This window comes from Afipia sp. DC4300-2b1 (genome assembly GCF_049895725.1).
Lineage (GTDB): Bacteria > Pseudomonadota > Alphaproteobacteria > Rhizobiales > Xanthobacteraceae > Afipia > Afipia broomeae.
Map to the genome: position 1 here is coordinate 166,434 of NZ_JAFCSX010000003.1, position 15,046 is coordinate 181,479.

Annotated in this window: 12 protein-coding genes; 5 read left to right on the forward strand and 7 right to left on the reverse strand. The window is 62.9% G+C overall.

Annotated elements, in window-relative coordinates; translation table 11 throughout:
• Positions 1-113: 113 nt before the first annotated feature.
• Positions 114-947, reverse strand: a complete 834-nt coding sequence (locus tag ACP7AL_RS13215; protein ID WP_425991969.1) for a DUF1194 domain-containing protein — start codon at positions 945-947, stop codon at positions 114-116.
• A 334-nt stretch (positions 948-1,281) separates the two neighbouring features.
• Here ACP7AL_RS13215 and ACP7AL_RS13220 point away from each other — a divergent pair, with 334 nt between their 5' ends.
• The 3 genes from ACP7AL_RS13220 (at position 1,282) to ACP7AL_RS13230 (ending at position 6,893) form a co-directional block, all read left to right on the forward strand.
• Positions 1,282-2,964, forward strand: coding sequence for a methyl-accepting chemotaxis protein (locus tag ACP7AL_RS13220; protein WP_425991971.1), 1,683 nt, complete (start codon positions 1,282-1,284; stop codon positions 2,962-2,964).
• Between the two features lie 292 nt (positions 2,965-3,256).
• Entirely contained in the window at positions 3,257-4,948 is a 1,692-nt protein-coding gene (locus ACP7AL_RS13225) for a methyl-accepting chemotaxis protein (RefSeq protein ID WP_425991973.1), read from the forward strand.
• Positions 4,949-5,210: 262 nt separating this feature from the next.
• Positions 5,211-6,893 carry a methyl-accepting chemotaxis protein gene (locus ACP7AL_RS13230; RefSeq protein ID WP_425991975.1) on the forward strand — a complete coding sequence of 561 codons (1,683 nt, stop codon included), beginning with the start codon at positions 5,211-5,213 and terminating at the stop codon, positions 6,891-6,893.
• A 62-nt stretch (positions 6,894-6,955) separates the two neighbouring features.
• Here ACP7AL_RS13230 and ACP7AL_RS13235 read toward each other — a convergent pair whose 3' ends face one another.
• The 5 genes from ACP7AL_RS13235 to ACP7AL_RS13255 all read right to left on the reverse strand — a co-directional run bounded on the left by ACP7AL_RS13235 (position 6,956) and on the right by ACP7AL_RS13255 (position 11,931).
• On the reverse strand, positions 6,956-7,444 hold the full coding sequence (locus ACP7AL_RS13235) for a hypothetical protein (protein ID WP_425991977.1): 489 nt from the start codon (positions 7,442-7,444) through the stop codon (positions 6,956-6,958).
• Positions 7,445-7,522: 78 nt separating this feature from the next.
• Positions 7,523-8,749: an adenylate/guanylate cyclase domain-containing protein gene (locus tag ACP7AL_RS13240; RefSeq protein WP_425991979.1), complete on the reverse strand. Its 1,227-nt coding sequence runs from the start codon at positions 8,747-8,749 to the stop codon at positions 7,523-7,525.
• A gap of 51 nt (positions 8,750-8,800) precedes the next feature.
• The gene (locus tag ACP7AL_RS13245) at positions 8,801-9,967 is read right to left on the reverse strand and encodes a GNAT family N-acetyltransferase (RefSeq protein ID WP_425991981.1); all 1,167 of its coding nucleotides are present in this window, start codon (positions 9,965-9,967) and stop codon (positions 8,801-8,803) included.
• Positions 9,968-10,132: 165 nt separating this feature from the next.
• Positions 10,133-11,215 (reverse strand): chorismate synthase, encoded by a 1,083-nt coding sequence (gene aroC, locus ACP7AL_RS13250; RefSeq protein WP_425991983.1) that lies wholly within the window; start codon positions 11,213-11,215, stop codon positions 10,133-10,135.
• Positions 11,216-11,331: 116 nt separating this feature from the next.
• Complete coding sequence (locus tag ACP7AL_RS13255; protein WP_425991985.1) at positions 11,332-11,931, reverse strand: histidine phosphatase family protein; 600 nt, start codon at positions 11,929-11,931, stop codon at positions 11,332-11,334.
• 194 nt (positions 11,932-12,125) lie between these two features.
• Here ACP7AL_RS13255 and ACP7AL_RS13260 point away from each other — a divergent pair, with 194 nt between their 5' ends.
• Together ACP7AL_RS13260 and ACP7AL_RS13265 are read left to right on the forward strand one after the other, a co-directional pair.
• Positions 12,126-12,617, forward strand: a complete 492-nt coding sequence (locus ACP7AL_RS13260) for a sigma-70 family RNA polymerase sigma factor (protein WP_024921912.1) — start codon at positions 12,126-12,128, stop codon at positions 12,615-12,617.
• 211 nt (positions 12,618-12,828) lie between these two features.
• Positions 12,829-13,602 carry an anti-sigma factor family protein gene (locus ACP7AL_RS13265; protein WP_425992946.1) on the forward strand — a complete coding sequence of 258 codons (774 nt, stop codon included), beginning with the start codon at positions 12,829-12,831 and terminating at the stop codon, positions 13,600-13,602.
• 102 nt (positions 13,603-13,704) lie between these two features.
• Here ACP7AL_RS13265 and ACP7AL_RS13270 read toward each other — a convergent pair whose 3' ends face one another.
• Entirely contained in the window at positions 13,705-15,024 is a 1,320-nt protein-coding gene (locus tag ACP7AL_RS13270; RefSeq protein ID WP_425991987.1) for a hemolysin family protein, read from the reverse strand.
• Between the last annotated feature and the right edge of the window lie 22 nt (positions 15,025-15,046).

A 15,046-nucleotide genomic window follows, 5' to 3' on the forward strand; every position in this document is an offset into this window, starting at 1 on the left:
CCTCTCCCCGTAAAAACGGGGAGAGGTAAAGAAATTCGTTAGCTCCCCCTCCCCGCGCGCGGGCAGAGGGTTGGGGTGAGGGGCCGATTGCTTTTGCGAAACACAGAAAGGACTCACCGTCCCCACCGCTCCTGCCAGATCTTCTCGCCGATGGTGCATGACACCCGCGGCTCGCGCGTGGCCGCCGGCACGACCCGCATTTCCGGCACACGATGCGCGACTTCGAGGACCAGCTTGGTGCGGATCGCTTCCTTGAATTTCTCTTTGGTCTTGATCGGCACCACGAACGATCCGGCGCCGCCGATCACGCAGTCCTCGTAATACCAGTCGAGATTCTCGATATCCATGGTCGCGTAGTTGGTTTCCTTCGACATGATCGGAAGGCCGTTGATGGTAATGCCCTTCGCCAGCGCCGCGTCGCGCGCAATCGTCACGAGCTCGCCGTTGTTGTTCGGCCCGTCGCCTGAAATATCGATGACGCGGCGCAGGCCCTGATATTCGTTGGCCTCGAACAGCGGCATCGCGAAGTTGATCGCGCCGGAGATGGAGGTGCGGGAGGCGCGGCGCAGCGGCGCTTTCAGGATTTCCTCGGCCAGCGCACCCGCCGATTCCGGACCATCGATCACCCGCCATGGCACGATGATCTTCTGGTCGGTCGAGGCGGCCCATTCGAAATAGGTCACCGCGACCTTGCCGGTCGGGCCGGTCTTGAGCGCCTGCAGGAACTCCTTGGAGGTGACCGCGAGCGCGTAGCCTTCGCGCTGGAGCGCCAGTTCATCCAAGTCCATGGAATAGGAGACGTCGACCGCGAGGACCAGTTCGACGTCGACCTTGGCCTCGGTAGCGGCCGGCGCAGGCGCCTTGGCCGGTGCAGCCAGCCCGGGAACATCGCCGCCGGCGAGCACGCCCGCGACAAGCACCGCTCCGATCGAGACACACCAGCGCATTGGCGGACCTCCCGTCTTTCACGTCAGGATGGTGACACGGCCTGCGCGACCCTGAAAGCAGGAAACTGGGCCATCCCCATGCCCTATGAGGGCCGGAAATTCTGGCCCTTTTTCAGGCTGTTTGCCCGGCCGGCAAACATTTACCAACATTTCACGGAATTTATTTACGTTCGCGAAGCGGACGCTCCGTCATTGAACGGGCGTCCGACTGGAAATTGCCAACACCACCCACGCCCATTCAGGCGTCGAAGTCATTTTCGGCGGCCAAACCCCCGCGTTTGGTGTCGCCCCGCGTTTCTTGAAAGGGGTCAGAAAGACCTCAAAGGACTGTTTCATGCTCTCAAGGCTCTCCATTCGCACCAAACTCGTCGCTCTCGTCGCCCTCCTGCTGATTGCCCTCTCCGCTATGGGCGCCTTCGCCGTGGTGGAAATGCGCGCCATCAACGCCGCAGCGCAGGACATCAAGACAAGCTGGCTGCCCAGCGTCCGCCTGATCGGTGAATTGCGCACCCAGTCGGCGCGCTACCGGGCGGTGCTGCGCGACTATCTGACGGAGCCGGACGACAAGTTCATGGCCGACATCCAGCGCAATCTCGACGCCCGGAGCAAGGACTACGACATCGCGAACAAGGCCTATGAGCCGCTGATCTCCTCCCCGGAAGAAGCTGCGCTCTATAAAGAACTGGCGGCAACCTGGAAAATCTTCCGCGAGGCCGCCGACGAAGTGATCGTCCATGCCCGCAAGCGCGAGGTCGCACAGGCGCGCGCCGTCAACGCCCAGCGTGCGACGCCGGCGGGACGAAGCATGGATGCGGTGCTGGCCAAGCTTGTCGAGTTGAACGACAAGGGCGCCGCCGCCGCCGGACAGCATGCCGAAAACACCTATGAACTCGCATTCCTTATCGTTCTGGCCGCGCTGGCGGCCATGGTGCTGGCCGGGCTTTGCGCCGCGGTCCTGATCGTGCGCGATGTCGCCCGCGGCATCGGTTCGGTCCTGACCCCGATGCGGGCGCTGGCGACCGGCGATCTCGCCGCCGACGTTCCTCATCAGGGCGAAAACACCGAGGTTGGCCAGATCGCCGACGCCGTGCAGGTGTTCAAGGACGCCATGATCGCCAAGAGGACCGCCGACGAAGTTGCCGCAGCAGAAGCCAGCGCAAAGATGCGCCGCGCCGAAACGCTGGACCGGGCCACCAGCAGCTTCGAGGGCATGATCGGCGAACTGATCGGCTCGCTGTCATCGGCCTCCACCGAAATGGAAGCCACCGCCAGCACCCTGACCAACGCCGCCGACGTCACCCGGCAACTGTCGAACTCCGCCGCCAACACCTCACGCGAGGTCTCCGAAAGCATCCAGTCGACCGCCAGCGCCACCGAGGAAATCACCTCGTCGGTCAATGAAATCGGACGTCAGGTGCTGGAATCGAGCCGGGTCGCTCAACTCGCCGTCCAGCAGGCCGAGAAGACTGATTCCTGCATCAGCGAACTGTCGCAGGCCGCCGCCCGCATCGGCGATGTGGTGAAACTGATTACCGCGATTGCCGAACAGACCAACCTGCTCGCGCTCAATGCCACCATCGAGGCGGCGCGTGCGGGCGAAGCCGGCCGTGGCTTTGCCGTGGTCGCCTCCGAGGTCAAGGCGCTCGCCTCACAGACCGCCAAGGCGACCGACGAGATCACGACCCAGATTTCCGGCATGCAGACGGCGACCAGCGCCTCCGTCACGACCATCAAGGAGATCAGCAGCACCATCAATCTGATCTCCGAGATCTCATCGACCATTGCCGCCGCTGTCGAAGAACAGGGCGCCGCGACGCAGGAGATTGCCCGCAACGTTCAGCAGGCGGCCGAACTGAGCGCGCGCGTTGCCGCCAACATCTCGGACGTCGACCGCGGCAACAGCGAAACCGGCGCCGCATCGGCTCAGGTTTTCACGGCCGCCCAGTCGCTCTCGAAGGAGAGCACGCATCTCCAGACCGAGGTGCACAACTTCCTCGCGACGATCCGCGCCGCCTGATACGATTCGCCCAGCGAACATTTGAGAGCCGGCGGCGCGAAAGCTCCGCCGGTTTTTTTCATGCCTTCGACACATGCATCGGGTGCAGCGCGCATCGGCATAAACGCCGTACGTAAAAAGCACATTTCTGCATCGGCCGCGGAATACCTTTACGAACATTTCACCTCACATAGCGAAATTGGAAACCACGAATCCGAAACGCCGAAGGGCGGATTGGCATTCCCGGTTTCTCTATTCCTGCCCTTGCCAACCCAGCCCATCCGCCACCGGTCAGAAAGACTCAAGGTCCGCCATGCTCTCCAGGATTTCCATTCGTTCCAAGATCACCGTCGTTCTCGTCATCCTGCTGGTCGCGATGACCGGCATGGGTCTCTTCGCCATCCGCCAGATGCAGGCCATCAATGCCAATGCCGTCGACATCCAGACCAACTGGATGCCCAGCGTTCGGGTGCTCGGCGATCTGCGCGCCGGTGTGATCACCTATCGCAACGTGATCCGCGAGCACATGCTGTCGGAGCTTCTCGAGGAAAAGCTGGCGCAGGAAAAGACGCTGGAAACGGTTGTCGAAGCCAACATGAAGGCGCGGCAGGCTTATGAAAAGATGATTACGTCGCCGGAAGAACGCGCGCTGTACAACGAGTGGGTCGAGACGTGGGAAAGCTACAAGAAGGGCGCCCAGGAAGTCATGGCGCTGTCGCGCAAGGCCGCGGGCTCCTATCCGCGCGAGGCACATGAGCTGAACACGACGACCGTCAACCTCATCGGCATCAAGTCCGACAATATCCTGAAGAAGGACATCGACCTCAACAACAAGGGCGCCGATATCGCCGGCCAGGACGCAACGAACAACTACAATGCCGCATTCATGCTGGTGGCGATCATGCTCGGGGCGGCCGTCCTGATCGGCTGTGTTGTCGGCTTCTATCTGGTGCGCGACGTGTCCCGCGGCATCACGTCGATCGTGACGCCGATGAAGGCGCTCGGCGAAGGCGATCTCACCGCCGTCGTGCCGCATCAGGGCGAAAAGACCGAAATCGGCACCATGGCCGACACCTTGCAGGTCTTCAAGGAAGCCCTGATCGCCAAGAAGGCGGCGGACGAAGCCGCCGCCGCCGATGCCGACGCCAAGATCGCGCGCGGCCAGCGGGTCGATGCGATCACCCGCGACTTCGAAAAGCTGATCGGCGAACTGGTCGGCTCGCTGTCGTCGTCATCGACCGAACTCGAAGCCGCTGCCAACACCCTGACCTCCACCGCCGAAATCACCGGCAGGACCTCGGGCGAAGCCGCCGCCGCGTCGCAGGAAGTCTCCAGCAACGTGCAGTCGGTCGCGGTCGCCACCGAAGAGATCACCTCGTCGGTCGGCGAAATCAGCCGTCAGGTACAGGAATCCAGCCGCGTCGCCGGCGAAGCCGTGCGTCAGGCGCAAAAGACCGACACCAGCATCACCGAGCTGTCGCAGGCCGCCGCCCGCATCGGCGACGTGGTGAAGCTGATCACGGCGGTTGCCGAACAGACCAACCTGCTGGCGCTCAACGCCACCATCGAGGCTGCCCGCGCCGGCGATGCCGGCCGTGGCTTCGCCGTGGTTGCTTCCGAGGTGAAGGCCCTCGCCGCGCAGACCGCCAAGGCCACCGACGAGATCAGCGCCCAGGTCGCAGGCATGCAGACCGCGACGCAGGAATCGGTCGCGACCATCAAGGAGATCGGCAAGACCATCACCCTGATCTCGGAAATTTCCTCGACCATCGCGGCCGCGGTGGAAGAACAGGGCGCGGCGACGCAGGAAATTGCCCGCAACGTGCAGCAGGCAGCCTCGCTCAGCGGCGACGTCGCCAACAGCATCACCGATGTCAGCCGCGGCGCGGGTGAAACCGGGGCCGCATCCGGCCAGGTGCTGTCTGCCGCGCAGATGCTGTCAACCGACAGCAACCGCCTCAAGATCGAAGTCGAGAAATTCCTCACCAACGTCCGCGCGGCGTAAGCTCGCCGCAACATCGAACGGCAAACGGGCGGCTGAATTTCAGCCGCCCTTTTTGTTTCCTCCGCCGCCGCGTCAGAGCGACGCGGAGGATACTTCATTTACCAACAGTTCACGGGAATCCCTGATGATTCCGCCCGCGAAGACGGCGTCAGAAGGCGTCGGCATTCGACTGGAAATTGCCACCCTCCTTTCGCCCGATCCGCATCCTGATCTGGCTCCTTCGGCATCCGGTTAGAAAAATCGATAACCAGGGATCACCCCGATGCTGTCCAAGCTCTCCATTCGCGCCAAACTGATCGGAATCGTGACGTTCTTTCTGCTGACTTTGGCCGCGACAAATCTTTTTGGCATACTTCAGATGCGCTCGATCAACGCCTCGGCGCAGCAGATCCAGACGATCTGGCTGCCCAGCGTTCGCTGGCTCGGAGACATGCAGACCCAGGCCGCGCGCTACCGCGCCATCCTCCGTGACCATTTCCTGACCTTCGACGACAACGCCAAGGCCAAGATCGACAAGAATCTCGCCGGCCGCCTGCAAGCCTACGATCAGGCCAACCAGAAGTATCAGGCTCTGATCTCCTCGCCAGAAGAACGCGCGGTCTACGACGAACTGGTCAAGGTCTGGAAGGAATACCTCGCCGCCGCCAACGAGGTTCTCGAAACCTCCCGCAAGGGCGAAAGCTCGATGGCGCAGGATCTGAATTTCGAGAAGGCCTCCCCGATCGGAATCAAGGTGGACGACACGCTGACCAAGCTGGTCGAAATGAACAGCAAGGGCGCGGCCACCGAGGGCCAGCGCGCCAACGACAACTATTCCACGGCTGTCCAGCTTGGGCTCGTCATTCTCGGCCTCGCACTGGTGGCCGGCCTTGTCTTCAGCTTCTATCTCGTCCGCGGCGTGACAACGGGCATCGCCTCGATTGTGACTCCGATGCGGGCGCTGGGCAGCGGCGACCTGAGCGCCGAGGTCCCGCATCAGGGCGAGAAGACCGAAATCGGAACCATGGCCGACACATTGCAGGTGTTCAAGGACGCGCTGATCGCCAAGAAGGCGGCGGACGAAGCCGCGGCCCTCGACGCCGACGCCAAGATCCAGCGCGGCCAGCGGGTCGATGCGATCACCCGCGACTTCGAATCCCTGATCGGTGAACTGGTCGGTTCGCTGTCGTCGTCATCGACCGAGCTGGAAGCGGCGGCGAATACGCTGACCACCACGGCAGACTCCACCGGCAAGATTTCCGACTCGGCGGCCAGCGCCTCGCAGGAAGTCTCCAGCAACGTGCAGTCGGTCGCGGTCGCCACCGAAGAGATCACCTCATCGGTCGCCGAGATCGGACGGCAGGTGCAGGAATCCAGCCGCATTGCCGGTGAGGCTGTGCGTCAGGCGCAGAAAACCGATGCCAGCATCACCGAACTGTCTCAGGCGGCGGCGCGCATCGGCGACGTGGTGAAGCTGATTACGGCGGTCGCCGAACAGACCAATCTGCTCGCGCTCAATGCCACCATTGAGGCCGCCCGCGCCGGAGACGCCGGCCGCGGTTTCGCGGTGGTCGCCTCCGAAGTGAAGGCCCTCGCCGCGCAGACCGCGAAGGCCACCGACGAGATCAGCGCCCAGATCGCCGGTATGCAGTCGGCGACCCGGGAGTCGGTCTCCACGATCAAGGAGATCGGCGCGACGATCAATCTGATCTCGGAAATCTCCTCGAGCATCGCAGCAGCCGTCGAGGAACAGGGGGCGGCCACCCAGGAGATCGCGCGCAACGTGCAGTATGCTGCCCAGCGCAGCGGCGAGGTGGCGCAGAGCATCACCGAGGTCAGCCGCGGCGCCGGTGAAACCGGAGCGGCCTCCGGTCAGGTGCTGTCGTCCGCGCAGGTGCTGTCCAGCGACAGCAGCCGCCTCAAGATCGAGGTCGAGAAATTCCTGACGACTGTGCGCGCGGCTTAAACGCCGCCACTATCTCATTCCGAAACGGCGGCTGGGCTCAGCCGCCGTTTTCATGTGCGGCGTCAGCCGCAGACATAGACCCGGCGCCAGCGCCAGCCATAGGGCGTCGGCACCTGCGTTAGCTGGTAACAGCCCTCGTCGTACCCGTAATAATCATCGTAATAATAGTTGTCGTAATAGTACGGGAAACCAAACCCGACCGCGAACGGTGCGAAGCGGCGGTGATGATGCCAAAACCTGCCATGATGGAAACCGGCATTGGCGAAGCGGGCGCCTCCGCCCGGCATCGCGGCAAACCGGGCCATTCCCGACGCAGCGGCAAATCGCGGTCCGCTGAATCCGCCGCCGTGCATGGCGGCGAAACTGCCGGCACCTCTAAAGCCGCCACCTGAGAAACCACCGCCGCGGAATCCGCCACCGCCAAATCCTCCGCCGCCGTGGAAACCCCCACCACCGCCGCCGCCGTGACCACCGCGCGCGACGGCATCGAGCGGGGCAAACGCAACAATTGCAGCAACCGCAGCAACACCGATCATCAGTTTTCTGAACATGGCTCACTCCTACCCGAGCGCGCCCCTAACCGATAACGCTTCGCGAAGGATGTTATTTCCATGAACGGCGATAAAATTTTACGGAGATGAGGCGCTGGCCGGGGATGCCGATGAATCGTTCATCAATGAGGCATCATCCGGCAGGCCGTAGACACGTTCAGGCGCGGCAAAGCCCGCGACCGAAAACAGGCCAAGATCAGTCCATCCCGCATCGACATGGCTGGCGAATTCCGTGGACGCCAGCACGGTGCGGTTGAGGCGGCCTGTCATCTTCTCGATGCGCGCAGCAAGATTCACCGCCGGACCGATGCAGGTGAAATCGAGCCGGTCGCCGCCGCCGATATTGCCGTACAGAACCGTGCCGATATGCAGCGCGAGGCCGAACCGGAAGTCGCGCAGTATCTCGGACTCGTAGGCATAGGTCATCGCCGCCACGTTGGCGCGGCACTCCCGCGCCGCTTCGAGCACGCGCCTGCAAACCGTTTCCGTGTCCCCCTCCTTGCCGGTGATGGGAAACACCGCGAGCAGGCCGTCGCCCATGAACTTCAGGACTTCGCCGCCGTGATTCAGGATCGCCGGCACCTGACAGTCGAAATAGGTGTTGAGAACATCCACCACGGCTTCGGACGACAGCCGGTCAGACAGCGGCGTGAAGCCGCGCAGATCCGACAGCCAGATCGCGGCATGCATGGTCTCGGTATGGCCGCGGCGGATTTGTCCCGCAAGAATCCGCGCGCCGGCCCGCGCGCCGACATAATTGTTGAGCAATCCTGCTGCGGTCCGCCGCAGCAGCCAGACTTCGATCATGCGGGTCAGGGATGGCATCATCAGGCGCAGGTCGGCGAGTTGAGCCTCCGTGAAGCCATCCGGATGCTGCGTGATCCAGCTCACCGCATGGATTGTCCCATCGGACATCAGAAGCGGAAGTGCGATGTAGTCGGTCGCGCCCTCGTCGCGGATCTCGGCGAAAAACGGCACATTGCCGGCACCGTCATCCAGCAGCCGCTTGCGCACTTCCTGCCCCTGCTCGAACACGATGGCCAGAGGACTTGAGAGAAAATAATCCGACTCCTGCTCGCCGTGAGCCATGGCGCCCATGGCAACACCTTCGCCCTTGCGCCAGACGAAGTTGCGGCCGAGCATATTGGGATGAAGTGTGCGGACGAAGACGCCGACGCGCCAGAGCGGCATGCCGCAAGCGACCATGCGCTCGCAGGTTTCCACGATAAACCGGTCCACGCGTGACGCCGACCGCGCTCCGTTGATCAACCAGTCGATGACGCTCTGAACGCTGTTGGCTTGCATAAGGTTCGTTTTGCGACGGCGGGCGGGCCCGGTCAAGCTCGTCAGCCACGCTCACCACATCTCCCGATAATTCGGGAATTTCTTCAGCGTGGCGTCGTAGCGCACCGGCGACAGCCACGGCAGCACGCGCTTCAGGACCACGTTCGCGAGCGGCGAGACATGACGCACATACAGATCGACCGGATCGAGCTGGTGCCGCAGGTGGAGTTTCGGGTCGTAGTTCAGGCCGCTGCTGCGAAACCATTTGTAGCCGCCCGCAATGGCCCAGTTGATCGTGTCACGAACCACGCAGAAATAGAGATGCAGATTGAGCGCAACGGAATAGTCGAAGCCGACATACTCCGAGAAGAAATGTTCGCCCTGGACCATGCAGATGTTGAAGGCCACCAGCGTATTGCCGCGGTGCCATGTGAAGACACGGACCTTGTCCTTCATCCGTGTGCCGAGATCGCGGAAGTAGTCCTCCGTCAGCTTCTCGAAACGGAACTTGGATCGCTCGTAGACCTGAAGATAGAGCGGATAGATTTCCTTGGCCAGATTTGCTGTATCGTCGGTTACGGTCATGCGGATATCTTCGCCGGCTGATGCCTGAAGATTCCGGCGCACATTCTTCCGCGCCTTGCCGCTGAGCGCTTTCTCGATGAAGCGATCGAAGTTCTCGTATTCGATATTGAGTTTTGTCATCGGCATGCTCGGAGCGCGGCCAAAGCCGCGCCGCACGAAGCATTCAAACGTCTCGCGATAGCTGGCGGGAAATTCCTTGAGCACAATGAGCTGCGCGCCGAGACTTTTCGCCAGCTTGCGGATATGCCGCGAAAGCACGTCCGCAACGATGGCGGCGGACAGACCCTCACCGTCAGCGAGATGCCCCTCGCCTGCGGAACAGCCGACCATGAGTGTTCGCATCTTGAGGAAGCGCGGGTAGCGGCGCCGGATGGTTGAGATCAGCCGCCACTCCGATCCGACGCCTTCAAGAACGTCCTGATCGAGCAGAAAGAACGGCTGTATCGCCCGGATGCGCCCGGATGCATCGCGGATGGCAAAATACCTGTAGTCGAAGCCTTCGCGAAGCGTGTCCTCGATGATTTCGTAGTAGCGATAATCTTTCCGCTCATCGGCGAATGTCGAACTCCAGACCGCGCTGGTTGAGAGTTCGGCGCGGTCAATCACCGTCACCGAGAAGGGTTCCTCAATGCCACCGGAACTGTTCTGCCCCATGCGTACCGCCGACTTCTCTTCACGCAGCACCATTCGCGATGCGCGGAAATCTCACCCAGCGGCTTTAGCGGTATCATATTCCTGATTGAGGAGGGAACTAAAAATACAGCCTCACGGTCCGATCATACCGGACGAAAATGTCCGAAAGTCCACTCATGGCTGTAATCAGCCGCCGACCTGACCGCGATGGCGCAGCAGATGATCGGCGATCACGCAGGCCATCATCGCTTCGCCCACCGGCACCGCGCGAATGCCGACGCAGGGATCGTGACGACCCTTGGTCATGATGTCGGTGTCGGCACCGGCCTTGTCGATGGTACGGCGTGGGGTGAGGATCGACGACGTCGGCTTCACCGCAAAACGCGCCACCACCGGCTGCCCGGTGGAGATGCCGCCGAGAATGCCGCCGGCATGGTTCGACAGAAACACCGGACCGTTGTTGCCCATGCGCATCTCGTCCGCGTTCTCTTCGCCGTGCAGTTCGGCGGCGCCGAAGCCCGCGCCGATCTCGACGCCCTTCACCGCATTGATGCTCATCAGCGCCAGCGCAAGATCGCTGTCGAGCTTGCCGTAGATCGGCGCGCCCAATCCGGCAGGAACACCTTCGGCGACGACCTCGATCACCGCGCCGATGGATGATCCCTTCTTGCGGATGTCGTCGAGATACTCCGCGAAGAAATCGGCCTTGGCCCTGTCGGGACAGAAGAACGGATTGCGCCCGACCTCATCCCAGTCCCAGGCCGCGCGATCGATCTTGTGCGGACCCATCTGCACCAGCGCGCCGCGCACCTTCACATCGGGAATGATCTTCCGCGCCACCGCGCCGGCGGCGACACGCGCCGCGGTCTCGCGCGCCGACGAGCGCCCGCCGCCGCGATAGTCGCGCAGGCCGTATTTCGCCTCATAGGTGAAGTCGGCGTGACCTGGACGAAACTTGTCCTTGATCTCGGAATAGTCCTTCGAGCGCTGGTCGGTATTCTCGATCATCAGCGCGATCGGCGTGCCGGTGGTGACCTGGCCCTTGTCCGTGTCCATCACGCCGGAGAGGATTTTGACCTGATCGGCTTCCTGCCGCTGGGTCGTGAACCGCGACTGGCCGGGACGGCGGCGATCAAGATCCAGTTGAATCTCTTCAACCGTCAGGGGGATCTGGGGCGGGCAGCCATCGACCACGCAGCCCAGCGCGGGCCCATGGCTTTCGCCAAAGGTCGTCACGCGAAACATGTGGCCGAAGGTGTTGAAGGACATAGGAAATTACCCGATGGGCCAAAGGGCCCCTAATCGCCAGAATTGACGTAAAGTCGTAACGCGCAGGCCTCTTAGGGTCAAATCTGAGGCGCTTAAAGTGCCGCGTTAACGAAGCATTAACTATGTTTCGTCACCTGCCCGTCGGCAAAAACGTAGACCACGCCCTGCTCCACCGTCAGGTCCGCAGCGCCCACCGGGGTCTCGACATCCAGCGCCACCAGCAGCGCCCGCATCGAGCCGCCATGGGACACCGCCACCGTGTCCTGAATCAGCGAGTCGTACCAGTCGCGCATGCGGATGGTCACCGAGGCGTAGCTCTCGCCGCCCGGCGGCGGCACGCCCCACTTGTCGACCTGACGCTCGGCGAAAATCTCCGGATGCGACTGCTCCATCTGCGGCAGGGTCGAGCCTTCCCAGTGGCCGTAACCGATCTCGCGCAGGCGGTCGTCGAGTTCGTAGTCATGCGGCGGCACGCCGAGCACGCCCCGCAGCAGCTCCATCGTGGAGCGTGCACGCCCGAGCGGCGACGACACGAACGGGATCTTCGCGGGATCATGGGAGTCGCGCGCAAGAATATCGGTCAGCAATTCGCCGGAGCGGATCGCCTGCTCCTTGCCGAGGTCGTTGAGTGGAATGTCCTGCGTGCCCTGAAAGCGGCCCGCGGCGTTCCATTCGGTCTGGCCGTGACGGATGAAGTAAACGGTGGGAGATGGCATTGACGTTTCTTGCTCGAAAGATTTCTTCAATTGCCGAAGGCAAGGCGGCCCCTGATGACACAGGCCCCCTGGCCGTTCAACCCGGACAAGCGGCGCAAGTCCTGACCATAACGGGCAGAAACAGCGGAATACTCCCGCGTTTTCGGTGTTTTCAGAGTAGAACGGCCTGTAAGCCGCCGGACCGGACGAACTGAATGAGCAACGATTTCCGCCACAGCGTCGAGACCATGATTCCGGCCCTGCGGCGCTATGCGCGGGCGCTGGCGCGGGACACCGACATCGCCGACGATCTGGTGCAGGACACCCTGGTGCGGGCGCTGCGTTCGGAAAAGCTCTTCCTCGGCGGCGACCTGCGCGCCTGGCTCTACACGATCCTGACCAACCTGAACCGCAACCGCCGCCGTTCGCTGGCGCGGCAGCCGGCGATGATGGAACTGCACGACACCGCCGCCGACGCCTCCGGCACCGAGGCCGAAGGCCGCGACATTTCCCGCGCGCTCGCGACCCTGGCGGAAGACCAGCGCGCGGTGCTGCTGCTGGTGGTGCTGGAAGGCCTGAGCTACCGCGACGTCGCCGACATTCAGGGCGTGCCGATCGGCACGGTGATGTCGCGGCTCGCCCGTGCGCGGGCGCATGTGAAAGCCGCACTGGAAGGAGAGCGGCCGGTGCTGCGGCGGGTGAAATGAAACCGAAGGGGACGATACGGGATGGAATTGATGCGCGACCGGGGAGACACGCTTCTTCTCCCTCTTCCTCGTGGAGAGGGTGGCGCGCTGAAAGCCACGCGATTGGCGCGCGGGGTGGAGGTCAACTCTGTATCATGCGTAACCTCCACCCCACTTTCTGCACAAACCTGATGCCATTGCTGCTGCAAGACTTCGAATTCGAGAGACAACGCTGATGACCGACCACAACATTCCGGTGACCGAGGACGAACTCCACGCCTACGTGGACAACGAACTCCCCGTGGAGCGCCGCGCGGCGGTCGAGGCCTGGCTCGAGGCGCATCCCGACGACGCCGAGCGGGTCACGTCATGGCGCGCAATGAGCGACGCGCTGCATGCGAAGTACGACTCCGTCGCGGACGAGCCGGTGCCACACAGCCTCTCGGTCGATCAGTTGTCGCGCACCCCGCGCCGCTGGATGATGGGCGCAATCGCCGCATCGCTGCTGGCATTCGCTGTCGGCGGCGGCATCGGCTGGGCCGCCCGCGGCGCGAACGCAACGCCGTCGGCGTTCGCGAGCTTCACCGGCGATGCGCTCGGCGCGCACAAACTCTATGTGGTCGAGGTGCGCCATCCCGTCGAAGTGGCGGGCAGCGACAAGGCGCATCTGCAACAGTGGCTGAGCAAGCGCTGCGGCTGGGAAGTCCGCGCGCCCGAACTCGACGCCACCGGGCTGAAGCTCGTCGGCGGACGGCTGCTGCCCGGCCCCACCGGTCCCGCATCGTTCCTGATGTATGAGACGGCGTCGGGTGAGCGCTTCACGATCTTCGCCGCGCGCGCGGAAACCGAGACGACGCAGATGCGCTACGCCGTCAACGACGGCACCGGCGCGCTGTTCTGGGCCGATCGCGGCGTGGGTTACGTCGTCAGCGGCGGCACCGATCGCACCCGCCTCGAGCACGTCGCGCGGCTGGTCTATGACCAGAACGAGAAGGCCGGGCTGTAATCAGCCTTTGGAGAACACGTCATTGCGAGGAGCGCTTGCGACGAAGCAATCCATTTTCTGTTTTAAAAGATGGATTGCTTCGCTTCTCTCGCAACGACGAGCCTACTCCCTGCTGGCCAGCACCTTGTCGATACGCCGCCCGTCGAGATCGACGATCTCGAATCTCCAGCCGTCGGCGCTGATGCTTTGCCCCACCGACGGAATCGCGCCGAATTTCTCCAGCAGATAACCGGCGCAGGTCTGGTAGGACCGTGACGCCGGCAACGGAATGTCGAGCAGGCGCGCGAATTCGAGCGCAGGCATCCAACCGGAAATGAGAAACGATCCATCGTCGCGCCGGACGAAGGCGGGTTCGGCCGGTCCTTCCTCGGTGTGAAAACTCCCGACGATCGACTCAAGAATATCCGCGCTGGTGACGACGCCCTGAAACGTGCCGTACTCGTCGTGGACCAGTCCCATGTGCACCGGTGAATCGCGCAGGATGGCGACGACATCACGCGCATCGACCGTTTCGGGAATGATCGGCGCCTCGCGGATCAGCTTGCGGATGTCCGGTGTCTCGCCCGCAAGATACGCATCCAGCATGTCCTTGGATTGCAGGATACCGAGCGTCTCCTCGCCGTCGAACACCGGCAGGCGCGAATGCGTGCTGTTCCTAAAAGCAAATCGAATCGCCTCATCCGGCTCCGACAGATTGATCATCGTGACCTCATGACGCGGCGTCATCACCGCACCGACCGGAAGATCGCCGAGCCGCATCACGCCTGCGATCATTTCCTTCTCGCCCGGCTCGAGCACGCCGGCATTCTCGGCTTCCACAACCAGCGTGTGGATTTCCTCTTCGCTCACCTTCTCCTCGGCCTCGCCGCGCTGGCCGAGCACCCACAGCAATGCCTTGCCCGAACGATCGAGGATCCACACCAGCGGCAGCGATACCCTCGCGAGCACGACCATCGCCGGCGCGACCTTCACCGCCACCGCTTCAGGATCGCGCAGCGCGATCTGCTTCGGCACCAGTTCACCGACAATGAGCGAGGCGTAGGTGATCAGCGTCACCACCGCACCGACGCCAACGGCATCCGCGGCGCCCGGCGACAGTCCCACGCTCGCCAGCCATGCCGAGAGACGCGCGCCGAGTGTCGCGCCGGAAAATGCGCCGGACAGCACGCCGACCAGCGTGATTCCGATCTGAACCGTGGAGAGAAATTTTCCGGGGTCCGACGCCAGGGCGAGCGCACGGCGCGAACCGCTGACGCCTTTCTCAACCAGACCGGACAATCGCGCGGGACGGGATGAGACGATGGCAAGCTCCGACATCGCCAAAAGACCGTTGATGACGATGAGGACGGCGACAATTCCAAGTTCAAGTAACAAGCTGATCCTTTGCGGTATTATTTTCTGTCGAAACAGATAGCATGCCATTGCGCTGCGCACAGCATCGGCG

Excerpts from the sequence above, each read along its gene's own strand:
- ACP7AL_RS13220 (WP_425991971.1), top strand. The coding sequence starts at position 1,282 with ATGCTCTCAAGGCTCTCCATTCGCACCAAACTCGTCGCTCTCGTCGCC.
- ACP7AL_RS13225 (WP_425991973.1), top strand. The coding sequence starts at position 3,257 with ATGCTCTCCAGGATTTCCATTCGTTCCAAGATCACCGTCGTTCTCGTC.
- ACP7AL_RS13270 (WP_425991987.1), bottom strand. The coding sequence starts at position 15,024 with ATGGCATGCTATCTGTTTCGACAGAAAATAATACCGCAAAGGATCAGC.
- ACP7AL_RS13235 (WP_425991977.1), bottom strand. The coding sequence starts at position 7,444 with ATGTTCAGAAAACTGATGATCGGTGTTGCTGCGGTTGCTGCAATTGTT.
- ACP7AL_RS13230 (WP_425991975.1), top strand. The coding sequence starts at position 5,211 with ATGCTGTCCAAGCTCTCCATTCGCGCCAAACTGATCGGAATCGTGACG.
- ACP7AL_RS13215 (WP_425991969.1), bottom strand. The coding sequence starts at position 947 with ATGCGCTGGTGTGTCTCGATCGGAGCGGTGCTTGTCGCGGGCGTGCTC.
- ACP7AL_RS13260 (WP_024921912.1), top strand. The coding sequence starts at position 12,126 with ATGAGCAACGATTTCCGCCACAGCGTCGAGACCATGATTCCGGCCCTG.
- aroC (WP_425991983.1), bottom strand. The coding sequence starts at position 11,215 with ATGTCCTTCAACACCTTCGGCCACATGTTTCGCGTGACGACCTTTGGC.
- ACP7AL_RS13255 (WP_425991985.1), bottom strand. The coding sequence starts at position 11,931 with ATGCCATCTCCCACCGTTTACTTCATCCGTCACGGCCAGACCGAATGG.
- ACP7AL_RS13240 (WP_425991979.1), bottom strand. The coding sequence starts at position 8,749 with ATGCAAGCCAACAGCGTTCAGAGCGTCATCGACTGGTTGATCAACGGA.
- ACP7AL_RS13245 (WP_425991981.1), bottom strand. The coding sequence starts at position 9,967 with ATGGGGCAGAACAGTTCCGGTGGCATTGAGGAACCCTTCTCGGTGACG.